Origin of the sequence: Microcoleus sp. PH2017_34_RAT_O_A (assembly GCF_020737885.1) — a bacterium.
Classification (GTDB): Bacteria; Cyanobacteriota; Cyanobacteriia; order Cyanobacteriales; family Microcoleaceae; genus Microcoleus.
The window spans coordinates 76,881-98,753 of sequence record NZ_JAEQDD010000020.1 but is presented as its reverse complement, the minus strand read 5'-3'; the positions used below and the strand labels follow the sequence as shown (position 1 = coordinate 98,753).

The 21,873-nt window shown below is 43.1% G+C and carries 20 protein-coding genes; 10 read left to right on the top strand and 10 right to left on the bottom strand.

Annotated features, from left to right (window positions below):
• Window positions 1–11: 11 nt before the first annotated feature.
• The 6 genes from JGK11_RS09765 to JGK11_RS09740 form a co-directional block, all read right to left on the bottom strand.
• Window positions 12–380, bottom strand: coding sequence for a clan AA aspartic protease (locus JGK11_RS09765; RefSeq protein ID WP_293183893.1), 369 nt, complete (start codon window positions 378–380; stop codon window positions 12–14).
• Window positions 377–652: a hypothetical protein gene (locus JGK11_RS09760; RefSeq protein WP_293183895.1), complete on the bottom strand. Its 276-nt coding sequence runs from the start codon at window positions 650–652 to the stop codon at window positions 377–379. Before JGK11_RS09760 ends, JGK11_RS09765 begins: the two co-directional genes overlap by 4 nt.
• 122 nt (window positions 653–774) lie before the next feature.
• Window positions 775–1,110, bottom strand: coding sequence for a hypothetical protein (locus tag JGK11_RS09755; protein ID WP_293183897.1), 336 nt, complete (start codon window positions 1,108–1,110; stop codon window positions 775–777).
• 45 nt (window positions 1,111–1,155) lie between these two features.
• Window positions 1,156–1,524 carry a type II toxin-antitoxin system RelE/ParE family toxin gene (locus JGK11_RS09750; protein WP_293183899.1) on the bottom strand — a complete coding sequence of 123 codons (369 nt, stop codon included), beginning with the start codon at window positions 1,522–1,524 and terminating at the stop codon, window positions 1,156–1,158.
• Window positions 1,517–1,759, bottom strand: a complete 243-nt coding sequence (locus JGK11_RS09745; protein ID WP_293183901.1) for a hypothetical protein — start codon at window positions 1,757–1,759, stop codon at window positions 1,517–1,519. The genes JGK11_RS09750 and JGK11_RS09745 overlap by 8 nt, the downstream gene beginning before the upstream one ends.
• 27 nt (window positions 1,760–1,786) lie before the next feature.
• Window positions 1,787–4,345, bottom strand: coding sequence for a sigma 54-interacting transcriptional regulator (locus tag JGK11_RS09740; protein ID WP_293211411.1), 2,559 nt, complete (start codon window positions 4,343–4,345; stop codon window positions 1,787–1,789).
• A 436-nt stretch (window positions 4,346–4,781) separates the two neighbouring features.
• On the opposite strand from JGK11_RS09740, the gene JGK11_RS09735 reads away from it, so the two are divergent.
• Window positions 4,782–5,381 (top strand): sulfite oxidase-like oxidoreductase, encoded by a 600-nt coding sequence (locus JGK11_RS09735; protein WP_293190608.1) that lies wholly within the window; start codon window positions 4,782–4,784, stop codon window positions 5,379–5,381.
• 761 nt (window positions 5,382–6,142) lie between these two features.
• Window positions 6,143–6,829 carry a PEP-CTERM sorting domain-containing protein gene (locus JGK11_RS09730; RefSeq protein ID WP_293190607.1) on the top strand — a complete coding sequence of 229 codons (687 nt, stop codon included), beginning with the start codon at window positions 6,143–6,145 and terminating at the stop codon, window positions 6,827–6,829.
• A 798-nt stretch (window positions 6,830–7,627) separates the two neighbouring features.
• Here JGK11_RS09730 and JGK11_RS09725 read toward each other — a convergent pair.
• Window positions 7,628–8,425, bottom strand: a complete 798-nt coding sequence (locus JGK11_RS09725; RefSeq protein ID WP_293183911.1) for a mechanosensitive ion channel domain-containing protein — start codon at window positions 8,423–8,425, stop codon at window positions 7,628–7,630.
• Window positions 8,426–8,577: 152 nt separating this feature from the next.
• On the opposite strand from JGK11_RS09725, the gene JGK11_RS09720 reads away from it, so the two are divergent.
• The 4 genes from JGK11_RS09720 (at window position 8,578) to JGK11_RS09705 (ending at window position 13,101) form a co-directional block, all read left to right on the top strand.
• Entirely contained in the window at window positions 8,578–9,189 is a 612-nt protein-coding gene (locus tag JGK11_RS09720; protein WP_293190606.1) for a VTT domain-containing protein, read from the top strand.
• Between the two features lie 134 nt (window positions 9,190–9,323).
• Entirely contained in the window at window positions 9,324–10,601 is a 1,278-nt protein-coding gene (ahcY, locus tag JGK11_RS09715; protein WP_293206694.1) for an adenosylhomocysteinase, read from the top strand.
• Between the two features lie 300 nt (window positions 10,602–10,901).
• A complete protein-coding gene (locus tag JGK11_RS09710; protein ID WP_293183920.1) occupies window positions 10,902–11,516 on the top strand; it encodes a DedA family protein in 615 nt (204 codons plus the stop codon).
• 160 nt (window positions 11,517–11,676) lie between these two features.
• Window positions 11,677–13,101 (top strand): NADP-dependent isocitrate dehydrogenase, encoded by a 1,425-nt coding sequence (locus tag JGK11_RS09705; RefSeq protein ID WP_293183923.1) that lies wholly within the window; start codon window positions 11,677–11,679, stop codon window positions 13,099–13,101.
• A 225-nt stretch (window positions 13,102–13,326) separates the two neighbouring features.
• Here the strand turns inward: JGK11_RS09705 and JGK11_RS09700 are convergent, their stop codons facing one another.
• Entirely contained in the window at window positions 13,327–13,941 is a 615-nt protein-coding gene (locus JGK11_RS09700; RefSeq protein ID WP_293190605.1) for a glutathione S-transferase N-terminal domain-containing protein, read from the bottom strand.
• 163 nt (window positions 13,942–14,104) lie between these two features.
• Here JGK11_RS09700 and JGK11_RS09695 point away from each other — a divergent pair, with 163 nt between their 5' ends.
• The 4 genes from JGK11_RS09695 (at window position 14,105) to JGK11_RS09680 (ending at window position 17,958) form a co-directional block, all read left to right on the top strand.
• Window positions 14,105–14,491, top strand: a complete 387-nt coding sequence (locus tag JGK11_RS09695) for a DUF2358 domain-containing protein (RefSeq protein ID WP_293211410.1) — start codon at window positions 14,105–14,107, stop codon at window positions 14,489–14,491.
• A gap of 247 nt (window positions 14,492–14,738) precedes the next feature.
• Complete coding sequence (locus tag JGK11_RS09690) at window positions 14,739–15,920, top strand: RtcB family protein (RefSeq protein WP_293211409.1); 1,182 nt, start codon at window positions 14,739–14,741, stop codon at window positions 15,918–15,920.
• Window positions 15,921–16,058: 138 nt separating this feature from the next.
• On the top strand, window positions 16,059–17,201 hold the full coding sequence (locus JGK11_RS09685) for an AAA family ATPase (RefSeq protein WP_293211408.1): 1,143 nt from the start codon (window positions 16,059–16,061) through the stop codon (window positions 17,199–17,201).
• 1 nt (window position 17,202) lies between these two features.
• Complete coding sequence (locus JGK11_RS09680; RefSeq protein ID WP_293206698.1) at window positions 17,203–17,958, top strand: hypothetical protein; 756 nt, start codon at window positions 17,203–17,205, stop codon at window positions 17,956–17,958.
• Between the two features lie 50 nt (window positions 17,959–18,008).
• Here JGK11_RS09680 and JGK11_RS09675 read toward each other — a convergent pair whose 3' ends face one another.
• Entirely contained in the window at window positions 18,009–18,386 is a 378-nt protein-coding gene (locus tag JGK11_RS09675; RefSeq protein WP_293206700.1) for a hypothetical protein, read from the bottom strand.
• Between the two features lie 14 nt (window positions 18,387–18,400).
• Window positions 18,401–21,811, bottom strand: coding sequence for an NACHT domain-containing protein (locus tag JGK11_RS09670; protein ID WP_293206703.1), 3,411 nt, complete (start codon window positions 21,809–21,811; stop codon window positions 18,401–18,403).
• Window positions 21,812–21,873: the final 62 nt, after the last annotated feature.

The following is a 21,873-nucleotide window of genomic DNA, read 5'->3' as shown; positions in this document are numbered from 1 at the left end:
TTTGTTAGACTTTATATTTTTTTGAGAGTTACGATACCGCTGTCTACAATCTGAATTGTTAGCTCGTAGCCATCCATCAATGACATACCAATAAGTGGATCTGAATCAGCTTCATCAATTGGTATAGTAACTGGCTGACTATCCCAGAGAATAGTTGCTTCATAGATATCAAATATACTCTCACTGCCGTCAGCTAGTATTGCCCGTCCTCGTCTCTGCCAAGGCAATCCTAAAATAACAACCAAATCTGGTGGTAGAGATAGCCAGCCATTAAAACCCGTATCTACAACAGCATCTCGCTCGTATAGTTCACCGTTATTGCTGTAGATGGATATGCGAAGAATTGGTTCATAATCGCCGTTAACTACTCCTGTAATCATTTGGCTTTTTGGATGCGACCGGCACCAAAACGACGCACATAGGTTGAACCAACGCGCACGATCCATATCTGAGCAGTGGGGTACTTTGTTCGGAGTCGGCTACAGGCAACTATCTCGTTACTATCGATCTCCCATGCAGATGTCTCAATATCGATCGCCACAATTTTACCTTTGTTACTCGGCTCAACTTGCGATCGCACTATGCGATCGTATATCTCATCGCCAAGTCGTGCAAACTCTTGCTTGCTATAACGGGGTTTCAGAATAGTCATCGCAGTTCTCTGTGGTTGTCAACTTAATTATACACTTTTAACTTTCAGACGATGTTTACATTTACCAAATCAACTGAATTAGCTTTAATATAATGCTTTATGTTGGGCAACAGCATAAAGCATTATATTTTTTCCATACACTGCCCTGCAATCTGCACGCGAAAAGTTATTCCCGATCGCATTGGCTGCCATCCGAGTTGCATCGCTTGCCGTATCCATTGTGCTACATCAGAGGGTGTTACTGGTATTACTTTGTTGGATCGAAGACAATCTTGAGGGTGAGGTCGATCGGTAATAATAACTAATACCGAACCAGAATTTTCAGCGTGTTCGACAGCAACATGAAGCTTTCCGCAACCGTAGTCTGCTTGCATATTACTAGCTTGTCTGCGGATGAGCCAGATGAAAGGCTCCCCGTCAACAAGGATTTTTCTTGTTCCTTTTTTCGGTATTGACATAGTTTGCTTCAAGCTGGCTTACTTGCGTGATTAAAACGAAAAAACTCAAGCATCTGTTTCTTCAGGAGTTGTGCTGAACCCTTTGATAATTTGACGAATCTCCTCTATCTCAATGTCTTCGCGCTCTGATTTTGAGTAAATGTCCAGTAAAACAATCAGCGTGGTTGATGAAATCCAGTAAATTAGGCGATAACCACCACTCTTACCTTTTTGAGTATCGCTGTTTCTAATCCGCACCTTCATAACTGGGAAGCCAATGTCAGGGATTCTATCTCCCAGAAATTCTCCAACTTGTAATTGTTCAAGCACAGGTTGAATATTGGTTGGAATTTGGCGGTATTTCTTGGCGAGGTTTTTCAGTTTTCGCTGAAATTCAGGTGTGAGACGAATCTCAACAAGGGGAGAATTAGTCAACGTCGATTCCCTCCCACAGTTGAGAAAGGGGTAAGGTTTGTCCGGTTATTGCTTGCTCCCAAGATTGGCGAAAGCTGAGACGTGAAAAATCTGTATCTTCCTCTGTTGTTGCAGCTTGAGTTTCCAGAGAATGGGTGCGTTGAATAATATCGGATAGTGTTTTAAGTAGTTCAAGTTGTTCTGTCAATGACAGTGACTGAGCAAGATCGATCGCTTGTTGAAGTTGTGAAGTCATAGTAAATCCTCCTTGTTTTATTTTACATTAATTTCCCACGATCGCATACCACAAACTCACCATCAAACACAAACTCGCTAAATGCTGAGGCATCAAAGATTTAATCGATCGCTTGGCAATTTTCTGAGTCACAAATATCGTCACCAACAATGACACAATTAAAGTGAAACCTTGCAAGAAACTAATCACCGCCGGATCTCCCACAAAACTCGGCAAATCATCTCTAATTTGTCCGAAAGTCGCAAAAGTTACGGGAATCACTCGCCCGCCTTCCTGCAAACCCAATCGCCAATAGTGAGCCAAACTACCGCCCCAAACTAGAGGTAGATATCCGTAGGCGAGACAGACAAATGAAAGGGGTTTAGTAATTTTAAATGGGAGAGTTTCTGCTTTTCCCAATCGATAAATTGCTTGCATGACTGCATAGGCAAATAACGGAATCATCGGCGGGATAATTAACACCGCGATTGACATTCCTAAATGTGGTAAAAATTGTTCTAAATTGATGCCCAGCCCCAACAAAATATTTATCTCCGGCAAGCGGTGGATATAAATTCCGCCTAATAATAGAAATAATAGTGCAACTTCATAACCGTGGGGAACGTGGGTAGTCCACAATTCAATTCCGGGAGGGCGCAGATTTAATTCTACCGATCGATGCGGACAAGCTTTTAAGCAAGTCATGCACAAGACGCAATCTTTATTATCGGTTAATTGGGCGGGATGGGAATAAACCGGACATCCATTCGTAGTTAATCCTTCCCCAAAACCTTTGCCTCCTTTATAGCAATGGTAGGTGCTGCATTCCGCCGCGCAGGTTCCTTGTTGGGCGCGCAGTTCGATAATTGAGAGTTTAGCAAATAATCCATTCATACCCCCGATCGGGCATAAATAACGACACCAAAACCGCCTCTCGAATATTAGCGAAAAAATTACCGCGCCCGCCGTAATTAGCAATAACAAACAACTGGATAAATAGGCAGTATTTTCTAAATTCCACAACTCTTCCCACAGAAATATCAAAGTAAACATTCCGAAGAGAAACCATCCGCCCCATTTTTCGGCTAATTGGCGCGGCCATTTATTGAGAGTTCGTGGGAAAATTTTCAGCGATAGTTTCTGGACGATTTCTCCATAAATCATAAAAGGGCAAAAAGCACACCACAATCTCCCGATGATGGGGAATAATAATAAAATTAACGGCCACCACCAAGCCCAAAAGATATTTAGGGCAAAATTATGCTGTCGATCTTGGGGAGCAACAAACAGGATAGTTACCACTAATGCAAATACCCAAGTGGTAAACCAATAATTCACGCGATCGGGATACCAATCGCTACGTAAAAATTGCCGGAATTTGGGATATATCTTGAATAAATTGAGTCGAAATTTTTGTTGCTTTGCCGCCTGGGCCCAAAACACTTCTTCCGTTAATACCTGACTGCCTTGTGCTTGAACTAAAGCGCGATCGACCATTCCCTGCAATTCCTGCAAGTTCCCTGGAAAATCGTAGGCTTGCAAGCGACGAATTGCTTCCGGCGTGACTTGGGGCTTGACTAATTTCTTTTGGCGACAAAAGATGTTGAGATAATAGTTGACTTGTGCTTCTAAATCTTCTTTACGCACCCGCAATGACGGTACTTTAATCTTGTGTTGCGTTAGCTTATCTAGCTGGGGTTGGACGATTTCTGAGATTAAAATTATTCGGGCATTGCTAGAACGCGGTTGCGGCGGTATTTGTCCTTCTCTGACAACTGGGGTATAGGTTCCCTGGGTTAATAGTTGCTGAATTTGGGGGCTTAATTGAGCGGGTAATTCTTGAACGTCATTTAAAATTAACGTACCTTCTCCCAACCATTCCAACAGCCCTGGCTTACCGCCCAAACGCCCGAATAATTCTGCTCCATTGCTCTGAAGCAAGGCACTTTTGATCTGAATAATTGGCTCGTTGCGGCGACTTGAACCGAAATGAATTAAAGCAGCTAAATTATCTTTTTCTAAACCAGGTTCGCCAGAGATTAACACCGATCGCTCGTCACTCGATGCAGCCCGAATTTGTTGGCGCAATTTTACCGCATAACGGCTATTCCCAATTACTCCCCGTTTCGCCTGCGGTACTAGATAGCTACGAAGGGCATTTTGACGCTCTCTTTCGTAGGCGATTTCTGCTTCTAGCTGCTCTAATTTCGCGGCCAAGCGTTGAGCGTAGGCTTCGGTGATGCGTGGATATCTTTCTAGCAAACTGCGCCAGCGATCGGCACTAATGACCCAAAATTGACATTCTGTACGAGTAATAATTCTACTATCCGCAGCTTGCGATCGCTGGAGTGCCGATAAATTGACGATCGCCCCCGGTAACAAACTACTCCCCCACATTAAACCCGGTTGTTTGCGGCGGTAGCGATCGGCTTGTCCTCTTTCTAGGATGTAGAGATTGGTGACTGGTGTATCTTCGATTACCACTCGAAATCCCGGGGGAAAAGTTGACATGGACATTTCCAGCGCGATCGCCTGTAAGATATCGCGGGATAATATGCCTAATTCCGTGTTCTCTTCGAGCCAGTTAACTAATGTTTCGGTAGACATCGCTTAGCGCCGGCGAAAGCCGAATCGTGGTAGTTGGTGTAGGATATATCATTGTGCTACATCAATCAATATTAACTGCTGGAACTAGCCTTTTGAGTTTTAGTGTGGTGTGAATTTTCTCTCTTTAGCATAGCCGATCGACACTCCCAGTTCTAATATATTTTTTCTACGCATCCTCGGGCAATCTGCACGTGAAAACGTTTCCCCAGTCGCTGAGGTTGCCATCCTAAAACGATCTCGCAAACTCCACTTGCGGCAGCAATATTTTAATAATTCGCCAATGTTCATCAGCATCATTTCGGTGGCGAAAACGGGAAAAAATCAAGCGTTGCAATTTCGGTCAAAGTCGGTAAATCATCCACCGGTAAAGCTGTTGTTTGTAGTTGTCTCTAAGTTATACTGAGGATTGCAGTCATTTACTGTAGAGTTTGAATAAATGCAGGGCAAATTTTTTCGCAAGCCAGAATCAGATAACAGCGATCGCGTCCCCCCGGGTCAATACCTCGCCAACGGCTTTCCCGTTCTGACTTACGGCGATACACCCTCCGTCAGCATTGAGACTTGGGAATTTAAAGTCTGGGGATTGGCAAAACCAAAAACCTTCACTTGGTCTGACTTCCAGGCCATGCCCCAAAGTAACTTTACTGCGGATTTTCACTGCGTCACCCGCTGGTCAAAACTAGACGTGCAGTGGACGGGAGTCAAAGTCACGGATTTTATGAACAGCATAGAAGTCGATCCTAAAGCCCTCCACGTCCTGGAACACTGCTACGGCGACTACACTACTAATATTGCGATCGCCGACTTCCTCCGAGAAGAAAACTTTTTCGCCCACACCGTCTTCGGCGAACCGCTATCCCCCGATCACGGCGGCCCGATGCGGTTGGTAGTTCCGCACCTCTACGCCTGGAAAAGCGCGAAATGGATTAACGGCCTGGAGTTTACAGAAACCGAACAACTCGGTTTTTGGGAACGCAACGGCTACCACCGCAGGGGCGAACCTTGGGCTGAGGAACGCTACAGCGGTCTTTTTTGATGCGATCTGATGATCTATCGCGAATAGGGCTTGCCAAGCGCATCTATATATGGTATTTTCTGATGGAAATCTGCTTTTTGGCAATTTTCAAAGCAGAAAGCCCCTCTCGATCGCATCTTTGGGATCCATCACGGTGCGGGCTCTGTGTTGTTCAACCACAAGACCTAAACCAAACGATCGCACTTTGTAAGTAATTTACCCGAGCGATCGACTACTTTAATTCCCATACGCGAGTCGGAAACAACAAATATTCCTAGTTTCTGGATTAATAGAAAACTTTTATAACTGTTAGATTCCCAGACAGTGACCCTGCCCAAAAACAGGTACCGTCCCACGTGCACGAGCGTCAGGGTACAAGCCAAAATTTTCTACCCGAGTTCAATCTCCCAGATTCAATCGTGCAACTAAATCTAAAATCTAAAATCTAAAATAGACTGACAGTGTTTGTACCTAAGTGTTGGCTGTTAAAGATTTAGACTTGGAAGAAAATTAAAAATTAGGATAAACTCACCGAAATCTATGTTGGGGGTTAGCGCTCGCATGACCGCGAGTGCAAGGTTTATAGCCCTAATTTTTATAATTTTTGGTGTGTATTTTTAGGGAGCGATCGCCCGCTTACCGATTGGCTCGACAGCATTTATAAAGGTATTGTAAAGGCTTGATAAAGAGTTGGTCAAAATTCACATAAAGTGAAAAAAACAAACACAAACTATCAGATAATGAAATTATTAATTAATTATTGCAACACAAGGAATCAGGTCATGAATACCAAACTCTTATCCGCCCTAACAGCTACCGCAGTCGCCACCGCTTTGTTAGGGGCAGGATCTCCAGCCCAAGCCTTCTCCTTTGGTACCAACGGTATCACCTTCGCCAACAATACAGATGTCAAGTTTAACTTCAAAGAGTCTCACGGTGGCTACACTTCCTCTTTGGGAATTTACAGCGTGGGCTCGGTGACATCTCTAGTTAGCACGCTGTTTTCGGAAACTAAATCCTCTGACAATGGCGACCAGAACGAATGGAAAGGATCTTTGGGCAATACAGTCTTGGGTTCGGGAACAGCAGTATTCACATTCCTGGCAAATCAAGTTTACACTTTGGGACTCAACAGCGGCGATGGCGGCACTGTCTACTCGACCTCGGCATTGAACGCTGGCACCCAACAAGCCGTGTTTGGCGGATCCTCCTTGTGGACAGCGCTCGGCAGAGAAACAACAAACGCTTTCCAAGCTGCTGGAAGCTATACAAATGGAACAGCTTCTCTGTCTAACGGAGGCACTCTGATCTCCTTTGACGATCGCGGTGGCGGTAACGACGCAGACTTCCAAGACTTCACCGTCAGCGCAGAAGCAGTTCCAGAACCGATTACCATGACTGGTTTGGCTCTCGGTTTGGGCGGTTTGGTTGCAGCCCGCCGCCGCCGCGCTAGCAAGACAGTTGGATAATTTTTTGAAACGGAACGATCTGTTCAATTACGTTTGACAAAAAAAGCATAAAATTTTCAGGCGCGCTGATGGGAAATCGGCTCGCCTTTTGCTTGAAGAAAGAAGTCATTAGTCAGTAGTCATCAGGAATAAGGAAGAAAGAAGAAGGAAGAGGGAAGAGGATGTTTCGCAGGGAGAATCTCTGTTTTGCATTTGTAGTGCTGTCCCCACTCGCTTGCTTAGGATCGCAAATTAAATAACTTACAATTTTAATTGTTATTGTGGGATGGGCGTCCCGCCCGTCCAAAAAGCACGGGCGGGACGCCCATCCCACAAACTTGTGGAAGTTATTTAATTCTCATTCCTTATAAAACAATACGGTTGACTTAAGAACAATCTGACTTTCAAGAAATGCCTGTATTGCCTAGAAAATCCTGAGATGACATTCGTCAAAAAGCGTTAAGTCAACCGTATTGGCTTATAAAATACGCGATCGGGGACAGCACTAGAATAAAAAATGCTTTTTGCAAAAATTGAGATGCTCCCATCTCCCCATCTCCCCCTTTCCCTCTCTCCCCCTCTCCCACTCTCCCACTCTGGCAGTAGCTTAGGAATGAGAATTAAATAACTTACAATCTTTATTATTCTTGTGGAATGGGCGTCCCGCCCGTCCTTTCTGGACGGGCGGGACGCCCATTCCACAAACTTGTGTAAATTATTTAATTTGCGATCCTTAATTATGCGTCGCTAGCTGAATTTGACGCAGAGTTGTTCGAGGAGCGTAAGTCATACAACTTTACCGGTACGGGTTGAGGAATTTTAATCTCCGCTCGATCGCACGCGGCTAGAATCGCCACCACAGCCCTGGTTTTTGTCCGTCGCACCTGTGAAAAGTTCCGGCAGCGTCCAATAACGGACAATCAGATGCAAAGAACCATCGTTAAGACCTGAAATATCTACTTCTGGGGTTGGTTGCGAAAAAACACCTTCGACTTCGGAAATAGCTTTGACCAAGGTTTCAATTGCCAAGGAAGGTTCGGTATCGTAGTCCAAAATTAAAGGCAAGTCAGTTCGCCTGTGCGGCATGGCTGTGAGTACCCGCACTGAATTGGTAAAGACGATCGCATTCGGCACAATCACTCGCTCTCCCTGATAAGTCATAATTTGAGTCGATCGCATCGAAATCTCTTCGACTGTACCTTCAAAGCCTTCTACAACTATCTGGTCGCCTAATTGAAACGGTTCGTGCAGCAGCATTAATATTCCCGCTAAAAAGTTTTTGAAGATGTCTTGGAAGGCAAAACTAACAGCTACTGAACCCAATCCTAACAAACCGATGATGTCTCCGGGACGCAAAGCCGGGAAAGCAATGACGCAGGCGATCGAACTGCCAGCCGCCCAAGTGAGGGCAAAGGCTATCTGCACCAAGAGCGATCGCAAGGATAAACTTTTGACAGTCTGTTGAGTAGCTGCCGAGACTGCGAGGCTAACAAACTTTGCTGCCGTGTTCGTCAGCACAATAACTACCACAGCCGCTGCTATTGAAGGCATTGCCTCGATCGCTTGACCCAGCAGATTTAACAAGCTAGTTTGGATTTGTTGAATTATGGCGCCCATTGTTAAATTTGAACTAAAAATTTTTAGGTAAATATATCGATCGCTGGCTAATTTATTATTTTGCCTGACCCTCGTTTATGCTATATTCAACAGACAATGATATCCGAGATGTCATATGTACTGCTGAGTTCATTCCCCGGAAAAACAGAAAGATGAATTTTGATTTGCAGCAACTGATTAAAACCTTCGGCTATTTGGGAATTTGGGCTATTGTGTTCGCAGAATCCGGATTGCTGTTCGGTTTTTTTCTGCCGGGAGACAGCTTGCTATTTGCTGCTGGAATTGTGGCGTCGGGGCCAAACTCTATGAATATTTGGACGCTAATTTTTGGGTGTTTTGTCTGCGCGGTGGCTGGCGATAATGTGGGCTATGCAACTGGACACCGCTGGGGCCGTCGCTTATTTAACAAGGAAGATTCCTGGCTGTTTAAGAAAGAATATTTAGATAAAACCGAAAACTTCTACGAAAAACACGGCCAAAAAGCAGTTGTACTGGCGAGATTTATGCCAATTGTCCGCACTTTTGCACCGATAGTGGCGGGAGTGGCGGCAATGAAATACAAAACTTTTATGTTTTACAACCTGATCGGCGGGTTTGTGTGGACGGTGGGGCTGACTCTACTCGGTTATTTTTTGGGAAAGATGATTCCTCCGGACAAAGTTGACCAATATTTACTGCCGATTGTTGGTGTAATAATTGTACTTTCTTTTGTGCCTTCAGTTATTCATATAATTCAAGAACGCCGCGCTAACAAAAAAGATTGATGGCGAGGAGTGCGAGACTGGTGTGTGTCAAAAAGGTCGATCGGGCACAATATCTATAAATCGGGGAACTTGCAGCGACCTAGGTTAATCTGGTACAACTAACAAAGTTGAATGATTTCTGGGAAATAACATAAATGGTAGCTACATCCGTCAAAATTAAACACGAAGTCAAAGACTTATCCCTCGCCCCGTTGGGCAAGCAACGTATCGAGTGGGCCGGCCGCGAAATGCCGGTATTGCGTCAAATTCAAGAACGCTTCGCTAAAGAAAAGCCCTTCGCAGGCATCCGTATTTCAGCTTGCTGCCATGTCACCACAGAAACAGCTCATTTGGCGATCGCGCTGAAAATGGGCGGTGCAGACGCTGTACTCATCGCTAGCAACCCCTTGAGCACCCAAGATGACGTAGCAGCTTGCCTAGTTGAAGACTACGGCATTTCCGTCTTCGCCCTGAGAGGAGAAGACGCGGCTACCTACGAACGTCACGTTAACACAGCCCTAGATCACCGTCCAAACATCATCATCGATGACGGCAGCGACGTGGTAGCAGCCCTGATCCAGCACCGCCCCAACCAAATTGCCGACTTGATCGGAACTACCGAAGAAACCACCACAGGCATTGTACGTCTGCGGGCGATGTTGAAAGATGGCGTGCTGACTTTCCCAGCCATGAACGTTAACGACGCCGACACCAAGCACTTCTTCGACAACCGTTACGGCACCGGTCAATCCACTCTAGACGGCATTATCCGCGCTACCAACATCTTGTTAGCCGGTAAAAATATTGTAGTTGCAGGCTACGGTTGGTGCGGCAAAGGCACGGCACAACGGGCTCGCGGCATGGGCGCTAACGTAATTGTCACCGAAATCGATCCGATTCGGGCGATCGAAGCAGTGATGGACGGTTTCCGCGTGATGCCAATGGACGAAGCAGCCACCGTCGGAGACATTTTCATCACCGTCACCGGCAACAAACACGTCATTCGTGCCGAACATTTCGACACCATGAAAGACGGCGCAATGGTTTGCAATTCCGGTCACTTCGACATCGAAATTGACCTCAAATCCCTCGGTGCAAAAAGCACTGGCGTGAAGACAGTACGTTCTTTCACTCAAGAATACCGTCTCAATAACGGCAAGTCGATTATTGTCTTGGGCGAAGGCCGTTTGATCAACCTAGCCGCCGCCGAAGGACACCCTAGCGCCGTGATGGATATGAGCTTTGCCAACCAAGCTTTAGCCGCCGAACATCTTGTCACAAACAAAGGCAAACTAGAGCCAGGTATTCACTCAATCCCTGTGGAAGTTGACAGAGAAATCGCGCGTCTCAAATTGGAAGCAATGGGTATTTACATTGATACCTTGACTCCCGATCAAATTGAGTACACCAACTCCTGGACTTCGGGCACTTAATCATAGTATTGAGTTGTAGCGGCAATCCCATTGCTGGCAAGTTAATGTTAAACCGATAGTCTTTCTTGTTTGTGTCGAAGTCTAGATCCCCCCTAACCCCCCTTAATAAGGGGGGAACCGGAATCTTCTCAAAGTCCCCCTTCTTAAGGGGGATTTAGGGGGATCTAGACTCAGGTAAAAACGACATTTCTCAGGGCTTTCAGTCTTAAGTTGTCACCAATTGGCAGAGCCTAGGAACGAGCAAACTACTGACTAATGACTACTGACTACTGACTACCTATTACCAATTATTAAATCAAAATGGTTGAATGGATAACTAACACAATGCAGTCGATGGGCTATCTCGGCATTGCACTGTTGATGTTCTTAGAAAATTTGTTCCCGCCGATCCCCTCAGAATTGATCATGCCGCTGGCAGGATTCACCGCATCGAAGGGCGATATGGACTTAACCCTGGCGATCGCAGCAGGGACAATCGGCACCATTCTCGGAGCACTTCCCTGGTACTATGCCGGCAAATTATTGAGCGAAGAACGCTTGAGAAATTTAGCAGACAAATATGGCAAATGGATTACAGTATCCGGTGCAGATATTGACAAATCAAATAGATGGTTTAACAGACACGGCAACAAAGCCGTATTTTTGTGTCGCCTCGTACCGGGAGTTCGCACTCTGATTTCCCTGCCCGCCGGCATCAACAATATGGCTTTAATCCCGTTTTTAGTCTACTCAACAATCGGCACAATTTTGTGGGTGAGTTTCCTCACTTTTGCCGGATATAAATTAGGTGAAAATTATGCACTTGTAGATGATTACCTCGCTCCCGTTTCCAAAATAGTTGCCGTGACTATTGTCATCGGCTTTATTTTGTGGGTTGTGAAAAAGAATATGCAGAAGGAAAAATATCGCAAATAAAGACATCATCAAAAGAATCTGCGTTTATCTGCGTTCATCTGCTTTGCTGTGCGGTAAAAAATAAAGTCATCCAAATTTTTGGCAATTATTTAGAAAAATTTGAGGTTTAGACAGATAATCGTGGCAAAATAAGGAGAATTGCTATCCGCACTGTTAAGATATGTACGAAAAGATTGTAGCCCCCACAACTGGTTCTAAAATTACATTCAAAGACGGTTCGCCGATCGTCCCCAACGACCCAATTATCCCCTTCATACGCGGTGACGGTACGGGCGTAGACCTCTGGCCAGCATCCCAGAAAGTCATGGATACTGCCGTAGAAAAGGCTTACGGAGGCCAGCGGAAAATCAACTGGTTCAAGATTTACGTAGGCGACGAAGCCTGCGATGTCTACGGTACTTACCAGTATTTACCCCAAGATTCCCTAGATGCCATCAAAGAGTACGGCGTCGCCATCAAAGGCCCGCTGACAACCCCAGTAGGTGGCGGAATTCGATCGCTCAACGTAGCATTGCGCCAAATATTTGACCTCTACGCCTGCGTGCGGCCCTGCAAATATTACGATGGCACCCCATCGCTGCACAAAACTCCCGAACTGCTAGATGTAATTATTTACCGGGAAAATACAGAAGATATATACCTGGGAATTGAATGGAAACAAGGCAGTGAAATCGGTAACAAACTAATTGAATACCTCAACAATGAGTTAATTCCTGCAACGCCAGAACACGGCAAAAAACAAATACGCCTCGATTCTGCGATCGGCATTAAACCAATTAGCAAAAGTGGTTCTCAGCGTTTAGTGCGGCGGGCAATTACCCACGCTTTGCGGTTGCCAAAAGATAAGCAGCAAGTAACCTTGGTGCACAAAGGCAACATCATGAAATACACCGAAGGAGGTTTCCGAGATTGGGGTTACGAGTTGGCAACCACCGAATTTCGTGCTGATTGCGTAACAGAAAGAGAGTCCTGGATTCTCGGCAACAAAGAGCACAATTCCGAGATTAGCTTAGAAGAAAATGCCCGCCAAATAGATCCGGGCTACGATGCTTTGACACCCGAAAAACAAGCCGTAATTTGTAAAGAAGTTGCCGATGTTCTGTCCGCAATTTGGGAAAGTCACGGTAGCGGAAAGTGGAAAGAAAAAATCATGGTCAATGACCGAATTGCTGACAGTATTTTCCAACAAATTCAAACTCGACCAGCCGAATATTCAATTTTGGCGACGATGAATTTAAACGGCGATTATTTGTCAGATGCTGCCGCAGCAATTGTCGGCGGATTGGGCATGGGCCCCGGTGCGAATATTGGTGATGAATGTGCTGTTTTTGAGGCGACTCACGGCACTGCACCTAAACACGCCGGTCTCGATCGAGTTAATCCCGGTTCCCTGATTTTGTCGGGGGTGATGATGTTAGAATATATGGGATGGCAGGAAGCCGCAGATTTGATTAAGAAGGGTTTGGGCGCGGCAATTTCTAACGGTGAAGTTACCTACGATTTGGCAAGGTTGATGGAGCCGCCTGTACCTGAGTTAAAGTGTTCGGAGTTTGCTGAAGCGATTATTAAGCACTTTGCTGATTAGGTTTGAGGGATTTTTTTGAACGGGCTAGAAGCCCGTTCCACAAAGAAAGAGTGAAGTTGATTGTGGGGTGGGCTTCTAGCCCGCCCAAAACCAGAATATTTGATTGTGGGGTGGGCTTCTAGCCCGCCCAAAACCAGAATATTTGATTGTGGGGTGGGCTTCTAGCCCGCCCAAAACCAGAATATTTGATTGTGGGGCGTTGCTCCTAGCCCGCTACAAAAAGTGCTATTTTTGTATAGCTGGAACAGCCATACCGCGCTCAACGGCGGGACGCTTCTGCAAGTTTTCTACCCAACGTTTGAGGTGGGGATGGTTGTCGAGGGTTAATCCTTGAAATTCGTAAATAGCCACCCACGGATAAGTCGCGATATCCGCGATCGAATATTCGCCGCAAATGTATTCGTATTTTGCTAGTTGAGAATCTAATACTCCGTAGAGTCGCAGGGTTTCTTTTTCGTAGCGTTGAATTGCATAGGGAATTTGTTCGGGTGCAAAACGTCTGAAGTGGTTTAGTTGTCCGAACATTGGCCCGACGCTGGCCATTTGAAACATCAGCCACTCCATAACTTGAAAGTATTTGTGTTTGTCGGTGGGCAGAAATTGGCCTGCTTTTTCGGCTAGATAGATCAGGATGGCGCCTGACTCGAAGACTGTAATGCTGTTATCGCGATCGACTATAGCGGGTATTTTGCTGTTGGGGTTGATGGCGATGAATTCCGGGCTAAATTGGTCGTTTTTGCTGATGTCTATGACGTGCACGTTGTAGGGTAAACCTATTTCTTCGAGCATGATCGAGACTTTGCGGCCGTTCGGTGTGGTAAAAGTGTAGAGGTCGATCATAATTGACAGTTGATAGTTGACAGTTGACAGTTGAGGACAAGGTTTTTAAGACGGGAATTTATACCCTGTTCTAAAAACTTGGGGAATCCTGGGAACCCGGATGGGAAACCCTATTTTTTGGTATGATTATATTATAGTGATTTAAGGCGTATGATTAATAATAATGAATATTCTGGAAATTCTTAAAGATGACTACCGCAGATTTCCTGAAAATCAGACTTACAGCATTTATGCAAAAGATGTTTATTTTGAAGACCCAGTAAATCGATTTACTGGAGTCGATCGCTACCGAAAAATGATCGGCTTTATGGGAACTTTTTTTCAACAGATTAAACTCGACTTGCACGAGATTTCTCAGTCTGGAGATACTGTACAAACTCGCTGGACTCTGAGTTGGATCGCGCCTCTACCTTGGAAACCGAAAATGGCGATCGCGGGTAGAAGCGAACTGAAGGTTAACGGCGACGGTTTAATCGTTTCCCACATCGATTACTGGAACTGTTCGCGGTTGGATGTGCTGAAACAACTAATATTTGCGATCGACAAATAACCGCCTGTAAGTAGCCTGTAGGGTGTGCACTGCGAGCGGGTTGAGCTTGTAGGGCGCTCTTTTGGAGGACTGAAGTCCTCACTACAAACTTTCTGCCTGCGATCGGGGTTTTTAACGGATATTCGAGGTTTGAAGTAAGTTTTTTGGTTGAAAACCGCGTTTTGGGCGATCGGGCTATTGACCTTAGCCGATATTTGTGCTACAAATATACTACACAGTAGATCGAGTTAAATATATTTAAACAAAAATGCCCTACGAAAAATTAGAAATATCCACCCCAAAACCAGTATTATCCTGGGCAAATCACGCCCTGGGCGACAAAGAGACCAAGATGGCAACCAATGTAGCATCTTTGCCCTTTGTATTCAAACACGTCGCATTAATGCCCGACGTACATTTAGGAAAAGGAGCTTTAGTCGGTTCAGTAATTGCCACAAAAGAAGCAATTATTCCTGCTGCTGTGGGCGTGGATATTGGTTGCGGGATGATGGCCGTAAAAATGCCATTCAGCGCCAACAAATTAGAAGGCAAACTCAAACAAATTCGCCTCGATATCGAAGCAGCAATTCCCGTCGGATTTGCAGAAAATAAAGAAGTCGAAAAATCTGTCACCAACTGGCAAAGATGGGGCGATTTCAAGGAACTGCATCAAGGAGTGCAGCACCAAGATAATAAAGCTTTAAAACAGTTAGGTTCCCTCGGCGGCGGCAATCATTTTATTGAGGTTTGCGTTGATACGGAAAACTCGGTTTGGCTGATGCTGCACTCTGGTTCGCGCGGTATCGGCAATCTGCTAGCCCAACACCACATCGACACTGCTAAAGATTTAGCTAAACTCGCAGAAATTAGTTTGGCTGACAAAGATTTAGCTTATTTTGTAGCGGGTACGCCGGAGTTTGCTGCTTATTGGCACGATTTGCAGTGGGCACAGGATTATGCGAGTTTTAATCGCGATATTATGATGAATCGGTTTAAGAAAATTGTGGAAAAGCATCTCGCTGGTGGCAAAGTTACGAAGCCACTTTTAGAGGTGAATTGCCACCACAATTATGCGGAAAAAGAGGTGCATTTTGGGGAAGATGTGTATGTGACTCGCAAGGGTGCTGTGCGCGCGCAAGTTGACGATTTGGGGATTATTCCAGGTTCGATGGGGACAAAATCTTTCATTGTGAAGGGCAAAGGTAATGTGGAAAGTTACTGTTCTTGTTCTCACGGTGCGGGGCGATTGATGTCTCGAACTAAAGCGAAGAATGTATTTACTCTTGATGATTTTGTGCGGCAAACTGAGGGGGTTGAGTGTCGAAAAAATGAGGAATTTTTAGATGAAATTCCGGGGGCTTATAAGCCGATTGAGGAGGTGATGAGTCAGCAGTCGGATTTGGTGGAAGTTGTGGCGACTCTGAAGCAGGTGGTTTGCGTCAAGGGTTGATGGGGGAAGTGGGGAGAGATTTTCAGCCTATTTTAGGGTTGAAGTTTTGCGATCGTCTCCTCTTTCTTCCATGCTACAATATTGCTCAACTGCAACAATTTAAATATTTTTAGCAATTTGAACAAAAAGAATTAACTTATGAAAATTATTTCACTCCAATTAAAAAATCATTTTTTGGGTTGGGATTTTGATGAAATTAAATTTTCATCCAATTTAACTCTTTTAGTTGGCATATCAGGTGCAGGCAAAACCCAAATCTTGCGTGGAATTATCGATTTAAAACGTATAGCCAATGGAAAAGCTATCAATGGATTAGAATGGAAAATCATATTTTCTACTGTAAATAACACTGAATTTATTTGGGAAGGTGGTTTTGATACTGTTGAAACCAATGAACTAAATTTTGACGATCCTGAAAAAGAAAACCCAGATGAAAATGAAAAACCATCATTTATTTATGAAAAACTGATTTCAAAAAATGAGGTATTATTTGAGCGGAATAAAGAGGATATAAAATTCAAAAATAGCCAAATACCAAAGCTTTCTTCACATCAATCAATGATGTATTTATTAAAAGAAGAAACTGTTATAAAAGAAGCTTTTGATGCTCTAAATAAAATAGAATATCGCGACCATACAATCAACGGTCTGCGTCTTAGAAGCTCAAAGCAATCTTTGCACTCGATTAAAAACAAATATCAAACCTTACAGAGCATAGTAAATAGCGATGAGGATATTAGAACTAAGCTATATCTGATTTATGAAAATAAGTTAGATATTTTTGAAGCAATTAAGTCAAGATTCATTGATGTTTTTCAACAAATCGAAGATGTCAGAGTTGAGCCTTTTAAAACAGACGACTTGTTCAAAGGATTTGCTGATATATTTGTCCCTGTTATTTCTATCAAAGAGAAATCTGTGCCTAAATGGATTAGGGAAGATAGGATGTCTTCGGGTATGTTACGTACAATTATTCATCTTGGCGAAATTTTTCTTTCAAATGAAGGTTCGGTAATATTGATTGATGAATTTGAGAATAGTTTGGGAATTAATTGTATTGATATCTTAACTGATGACCTGATTCACGAAAATAAAACCTTGCAATTTATTGCCACCAGTCATCACCCTTATATTATAAATAATATTCCCTATGAATATTGGAAAATTGTTACTCGACAAGGCGGACACATTAGAACCTGTAATGCCTCGGATTATCATCTAGGTAAATCTAAACAAGACGCATTTATTCAGTTAAACAAAATTCTCGAAAAACAATCGTAGTATGAATTTGTATTTTGTATTTGAAGGAAAGACAGAACCGATTGTTTATAAAAAGTGGTTATCTGTGCTGCTTCCAGAATTGACGGAAGTGGATAGTTTTGATGCGGTAATTCAGAATAATTATTATTACGAAAGTGATATGGGCGTTCCCAGTTGCTATAGAGTTACTGCTAATGCTATCCAAGAAATAAACCTATTTCCTCAATATAATTACTTGGTTTTATTCACAGACGCAGATCGTTTTACAGTTTCGGAGAAACAAGCGGAAGCTGATGAGCAAATTAAGTCGGAATTAAAAGATAAACCTTTTCAATCTCTACCGGTAAATTGTCAACTTGAAGTTATTGTGCAGAAAGTTTGTCTGGAAACTTGGTTTTTAGGAAATCGAAAATTTTTTGTGAGAAATCCACAACATAATGAAATTTTGAAGCAATATATTAAATATTTTGATGTCTGTCAAGATAATCCTGAAGATTTAGCGAGCGAATTTGTCCAAAATGCGGAAAATACAAAGGAAATTTTCGGATATAAAACAAAAGCTCTGTTTCATGAAGGTTATCTTAGAGGAATTTTTAAAGAACGTAGTTTGGCTTCAAAAACGCATTTATCTTATAGTAAACCTAGACCGAGAGAAGTGCAAGAAGAATATTATCTTAAACAACTCATCGCAAGAGTTGAGGCAAATTCAGATCACTTACTGAGTTTTCAAGATTTTATAAGTTTTTGTTTAAAAATCAAGGAGCAATTAAATAAATAATACATTATCTATTTATATTTTAGCCATTTCGATGTGAGAATTTAATTGTTCTAGTGGGCTTTTATCCACTTAACTATTGCCCCAATTAAGTTCGGTTGACTGGGTGAGAAAGTTTGCAGCGCAATATCCTCTGTTTCGCATACTATGCAAATCGCGCGATCGAATTTGCTTAAAGCTTTGAGAAATGGAGCGCTAAATCCTGTGGGTGTGGCCCAGAGTGCTGTGGAATCGTAGCAGATGAAAAATAGGGGAATTTCGCTTTGGCGGCGTAGGGAATTCCAATACAGTTTGAGTTTTTGCATGGTATCTGGATACCCATTCTGCCACTCTGGACAATTTTGATTTAGCATTTCATCGTAAATTTCTTGGGCTGGGTTATCCGGGTCGATGAATTGGTGAGTAGAGATGCAAATTAGCTTTTGAAGCACTTCATCAAATGTGGTTAGGGATGGAACAATGCTCGGTATAACTTTTTTAAAATCTTATCACTGTGCCAAGCTTGATAGAATTCAGGGTAGGGTAGAGTTTGAGCATAATGCCAGAGTAATTCGTAGCAAGCATTGAATCGCTCATGGTTATATTTAAATTGATTAGCTGATAAGTAATGATTCAGGGCAGCGATAACTTGCTTTATTTCAGATTCTCGCAAAATTATCTTCAATTTATCTGCCGCACTTCTACGATTCCATTCCTTAGAAGAATAGCTTGTAATCTCTTTCATTAAGGTATTAATAGCAAGAGAGTTACCTGGCTCAATTTGCAATAAGTAGTAAGCGGATTGGCTACGAGTATAAACATCCCACCAATAATTATGAATTAACTTAGTTAGAGTATTAATAGCGATATAATTGCCTTTGTCAATTAGCCCTAGACTTGCAGCCGCTTCTGCACGAATATTTTTATCCTGAGAATTTTGAATTAGTGTGATTAGGGTGTCTATGGCAATAGGGTTGCCTTGGTCAATTGTTCCTAAACTATATGCTGCTTGCCAACAGGTATCTTCATATTCACAGTTCTGGATTAATCTAACAAGGGTATCAACAACAATGCAACTAGGTGTTGCGCCAATCTTCCATAAAATACTTGCTGCTCTCCCGCTGTAAGCGCTTCTCCACCAATCATTCTGGATTACACTGACTAAGGCATCAACGGCAAGGCGTTTACCTTCATCAATTTTTCCTAAACTATATGCTACCAAAAAAAAGTTATGTCTATTTGGAAATCGGATTAACTGGATTAGAGCATCAACAGCAATAGAGCTTGACCGAGCGATCTTTTCTAACAAAAATATAGGTTCATCTAAGCTATATTCATAATTATCACCTTTGCTTAATTCAAGTAAATCCTTTACAATTAGAGGTAAAGCATCTGCAATTATAGGAGCAGATATATTGACTTCATCTATCAAATTACTTATCGCCTCTAAACGAATATTTTTATCAAAAGCATACTTAGAATAATCCATTAGATAACTAATTGCTTTAGGATGATATTTACAAATTTTACCTAAACTTTTTATTGCTTGAATACGGATTGAGTAATCATTGTATCTATTTGCTAAAGATAGATTTAATAGAGTATTAAGAGCCAAATCACTATGAAGATCGATTTTTCCTAAAAGTTCTGCTGCATAACAGAGGCTCAATTTATCATGAGGATTCCACTTTTGGATAAACTGAATTAATTGGACTAAACTATTAATTACTTGAGTGCGATCTAATTGTACTAACGCTGTACTTGCAACTTCACGCAATAAATCTGAATCACAAAGACTCTGACTAACTATTTCACCGACAAATTTATCGGATAAAACAAAATGTCTTACTTCAGAACTACCAACTATGGCTAGAAAATAGGCTTGACTCTCATAGAAGCTTTTATATAGTGGTTTTATATTAGAAAATTTACCACACCCATCATCAAACTGTAGCAGCGCTTGGATAAACTCCTCTTTATGCTTCCTTTCTACATCTTCACGCCCCAACCACAGCAAGATTACCTGCTTCCACTGCGGCTCAAAAATGCGGTATCGCTTGCCTAACACAGGTTTATCAATATGATTGCGAGGTAAGAAAAAATCCCAATCATCAATAGCCAAAGCCACAAAATATTCCTGAAACGTCGGATGGAAGAAAGCGTAAACAGGCTTTTTTGTGCGGGTATCCCTGTCAACTAAAACCAACCATCCCAATTCACCAGCTAAATTAAACCACTGTTCCTCCATCTGTTCAATGGCAAAATCTTGCTCAATCCGAAACCGATTAGCGCTTTCCATTGCCGCTAAAGCCAACTTTGCCAAAGCTTGTTGAATCTGTTTTTTATCCGTTTCCTTTAATACTCGGTGCTTTTTCTGAAATTCCTCTTGTTTCCACTCAAAAAAATAAGTGGTAAACTGCTCGTAAAGTGCCGCCTTCGTTGACGGCAAATCCTGTTCGGGTACGCACCAAGACTGACACAACATGGACAACCGCAGGGGATTGCGTACCAGTTCCCGAATTCGCTCTTTGCCCGGTGCTTTTAACTCTTGCTGTAAGCGTTTTCCCTGGGAATGCCAAAAATTTTCATTGCCAGAATTGCGCCGTTTCTCATCCTGACTCGCTTGCTCAAACCACTGGTGAATAAACTCATCGACATCATCGGGTTCAAATTCCAACGTTTTATAAGTATCAAAATTTGTCAGGGTATTGCTAATCGCTGCATCCCAAACATTCAGACGGCAAGTTAGCACCACCCGCGCCTTACCCACCCAGTCAGTCAGTTGTTCCCGAATTTTCGCCAACGCCTGCACAGGCGATTCCGCCGCCATTTCATCTACGGCATCAAGCAGCAACCAGACTTTACCTTGACGGAACAGTTGTTTGAGTGCTTTTCTGATTTCTGGGGTTACATTTTCCGCATCAGCATCGATAAATTGTAGCGCTTTTTTTAGCCAATTATCGAGTAAATAATCTTCGATGGTGCTTTCCCGTAAATCTGCCAGTCGAATACAAATCGGAAAATCTGGGGAATTTTTCGGCAACCGTTCCGCTAATTCTCCTAACAGCGTAGTTTTTCCCGCACCCGGTTCGCCAATAATCGCGATATGCTTGCCTTTTTCGGTGCGATTTTCGGCAATTGCTTTCTGGAAAAAAGCATCATCTTTATAAGTTTGGACGATTTGCAGTTCTGGTTCTTTCTGCGATCGCGAATCTTCCCCTATCGCATTTGTTCTGGGGTTTGGCGTTTTGGGACGTTCCATTAATCCCAAGGGAACGTAAATATTTAATTCATATTGTTGCGCTGTTGCTTGGCGGCGGAGTTGTTGTGTTTCTAAAACTTGGTCGCAAATTTCGCGCCAGTCGATATTTTTATCGGGTATCGGTGATAATTCCGGTACATTTGAAGCTGTTTTTTCTTGCCATTTCTGTTTAACTACAGCCAGATTCCGATCCCTTGATTCTGTTTGGTGTTGCAGCGTCAGCGTGAATTTCCAATAACCTTGAGTTTTTTTATTGTTGGGATCTTCCTTCAACACTTCCAAATCTCTCAAGCGGTCAATGACTGTTTGAATTGCATCCAATTCGTTGTCTTGCTGGCTTCCTTGTCGCTTGCCAAGTTCTAAGCGTTTGCCAGTTTTCTTGATCAGTGTAACTAAATGTTCCTTCCGTGTGCCAACATCAACAATTCGATTCCCTGTTTTCTGCTTTTCTTTCCCTGTCACGCGCAACTGGTTAGCAGAAACCCACTCAACCTGAACAGCGGTTTTGAGTGCGTCGTCTAACTCCAGTGATTCATCTGCATGAGAGAGTAAAGCTTCTACTAAGTTTAAGCTATTTTTCTGCTCTGTTTCTCCCCAACCACTATTTCTTGGCATACCGCAACGATAAAGAAAACCTAAACAGATGATTCGGCGGTTGAAACCGCTTCTATACAAAC

Bases quoted from the DNA above. Each gene is read 5' to 3' on its own strand.
- JGK11_RS09765 (WP_293183893.1), bottom strand. From the start codon at position 380: ATGATTACAGGAGTAGTTAACGGCGATTATGAACCAATTCTTCGCATA.
- JGK11_RS09760 (WP_293183895.1), bottom strand. From the start codon at position 652: ATGACTATTCTGAAACCCCGTTATAGCAAGCAAGAGTTTGCACGACTT.
- JGK11_RS09755 (WP_293183897.1), bottom strand. From the start codon at position 1,110: ATGTCAATACCGAAAAAAGGAACAAGAAAAATCCTTGTTGACGGGGAG.
- JGK11_RS09745 (WP_293183901.1), bottom strand. From the start codon at position 1,759: ATGACTTCACAACTTCAACAAGCGATCGATCTTGCTCAGTCACTGTCA.
- JGK11_RS09740 (WP_293211411.1), bottom strand. From the start codon at position 4,345: ATGTCTACCGAAACATTAGTTAACTGGCTCGAAGAGAACACGGAATTA.
- JGK11_RS09735 (WP_293190608.1), top strand. From the start codon at position 4,782: ATGCAGGGCAAATTTTTTCGCAAGCCAGAATCAGATAACAGCGATCGC.
- JGK11_RS09730 (WP_293190607.1), top strand. From the start codon at position 6,143: ATGAATACCAAACTCTTATCCGCCCTAACAGCTACCGCAGTCGCCACC.
- JGK11_RS09725 (WP_293183911.1), bottom strand. From the start codon at position 8,425: ATGGGCGCCATAATTCAACAAATCCAAACTAGCTTGTTAAATCTGCTG.
- JGK11_RS09720 (WP_293190606.1), top strand. From the start codon at position 8,578: ATGAATTTTGATTTGCAGCAACTGATTAAAACCTTCGGCTATTTGGGA.
- ahcY (WP_293206694.1), top strand. From the start codon at position 9,324: ATGGTAGCTACATCCGTCAAAATTAAACACGAAGTCAAAGACTTATCC.
- JGK11_RS09710 (WP_293183920.1), top strand. From the start codon at position 10,902: ATGGTTGAATGGATAACTAACACAATGCAGTCGATGGGCTATCTCGGC.
- JGK11_RS09705 (WP_293183923.1), top strand. From the start codon at position 11,677: ATGTACGAAAAGATTGTAGCCCCCACAACTGGTTCTAAAATTACATTC.
- JGK11_RS09700 (WP_293190605.1), bottom strand. From the start codon at position 13,941: ATGATCGACCTCTACACTTTTACCACACCGAACGGCCGCAAAGTCTCG.
- JGK11_RS09695 (WP_293211410.1), top strand. From the start codon at position 14,105: ATGAATATTCTGGAAATTCTTAAAGATGACTACCGCAGATTTCCTGAA.
- JGK11_RS09690 (WP_293211409.1), top strand. From the start codon at position 14,739: ATGCCCTACGAAAAATTAGAAATATCCACCCCAAAACCAGTATTATCC.
- JGK11_RS09685 (WP_293211408.1), top strand. From the start codon at position 16,059: ATGAAAATTATTTCACTCCAATTAAAAAATCATTTTTTGGGTTGGGAT.
- JGK11_RS09680 (WP_293206698.1), top strand. From the start codon at position 17,203: ATGAATTTGTATTTTGTATTTGAAGGAAAGACAGAACCGATTGTTTAT.
- JGK11_RS09670 (WP_293206703.1), bottom strand. From the start codon at position 21,811: ATGCCAAGAAATAGTGGTTGGGGAGAAACAGAGCAGAAAAATAGCTTA.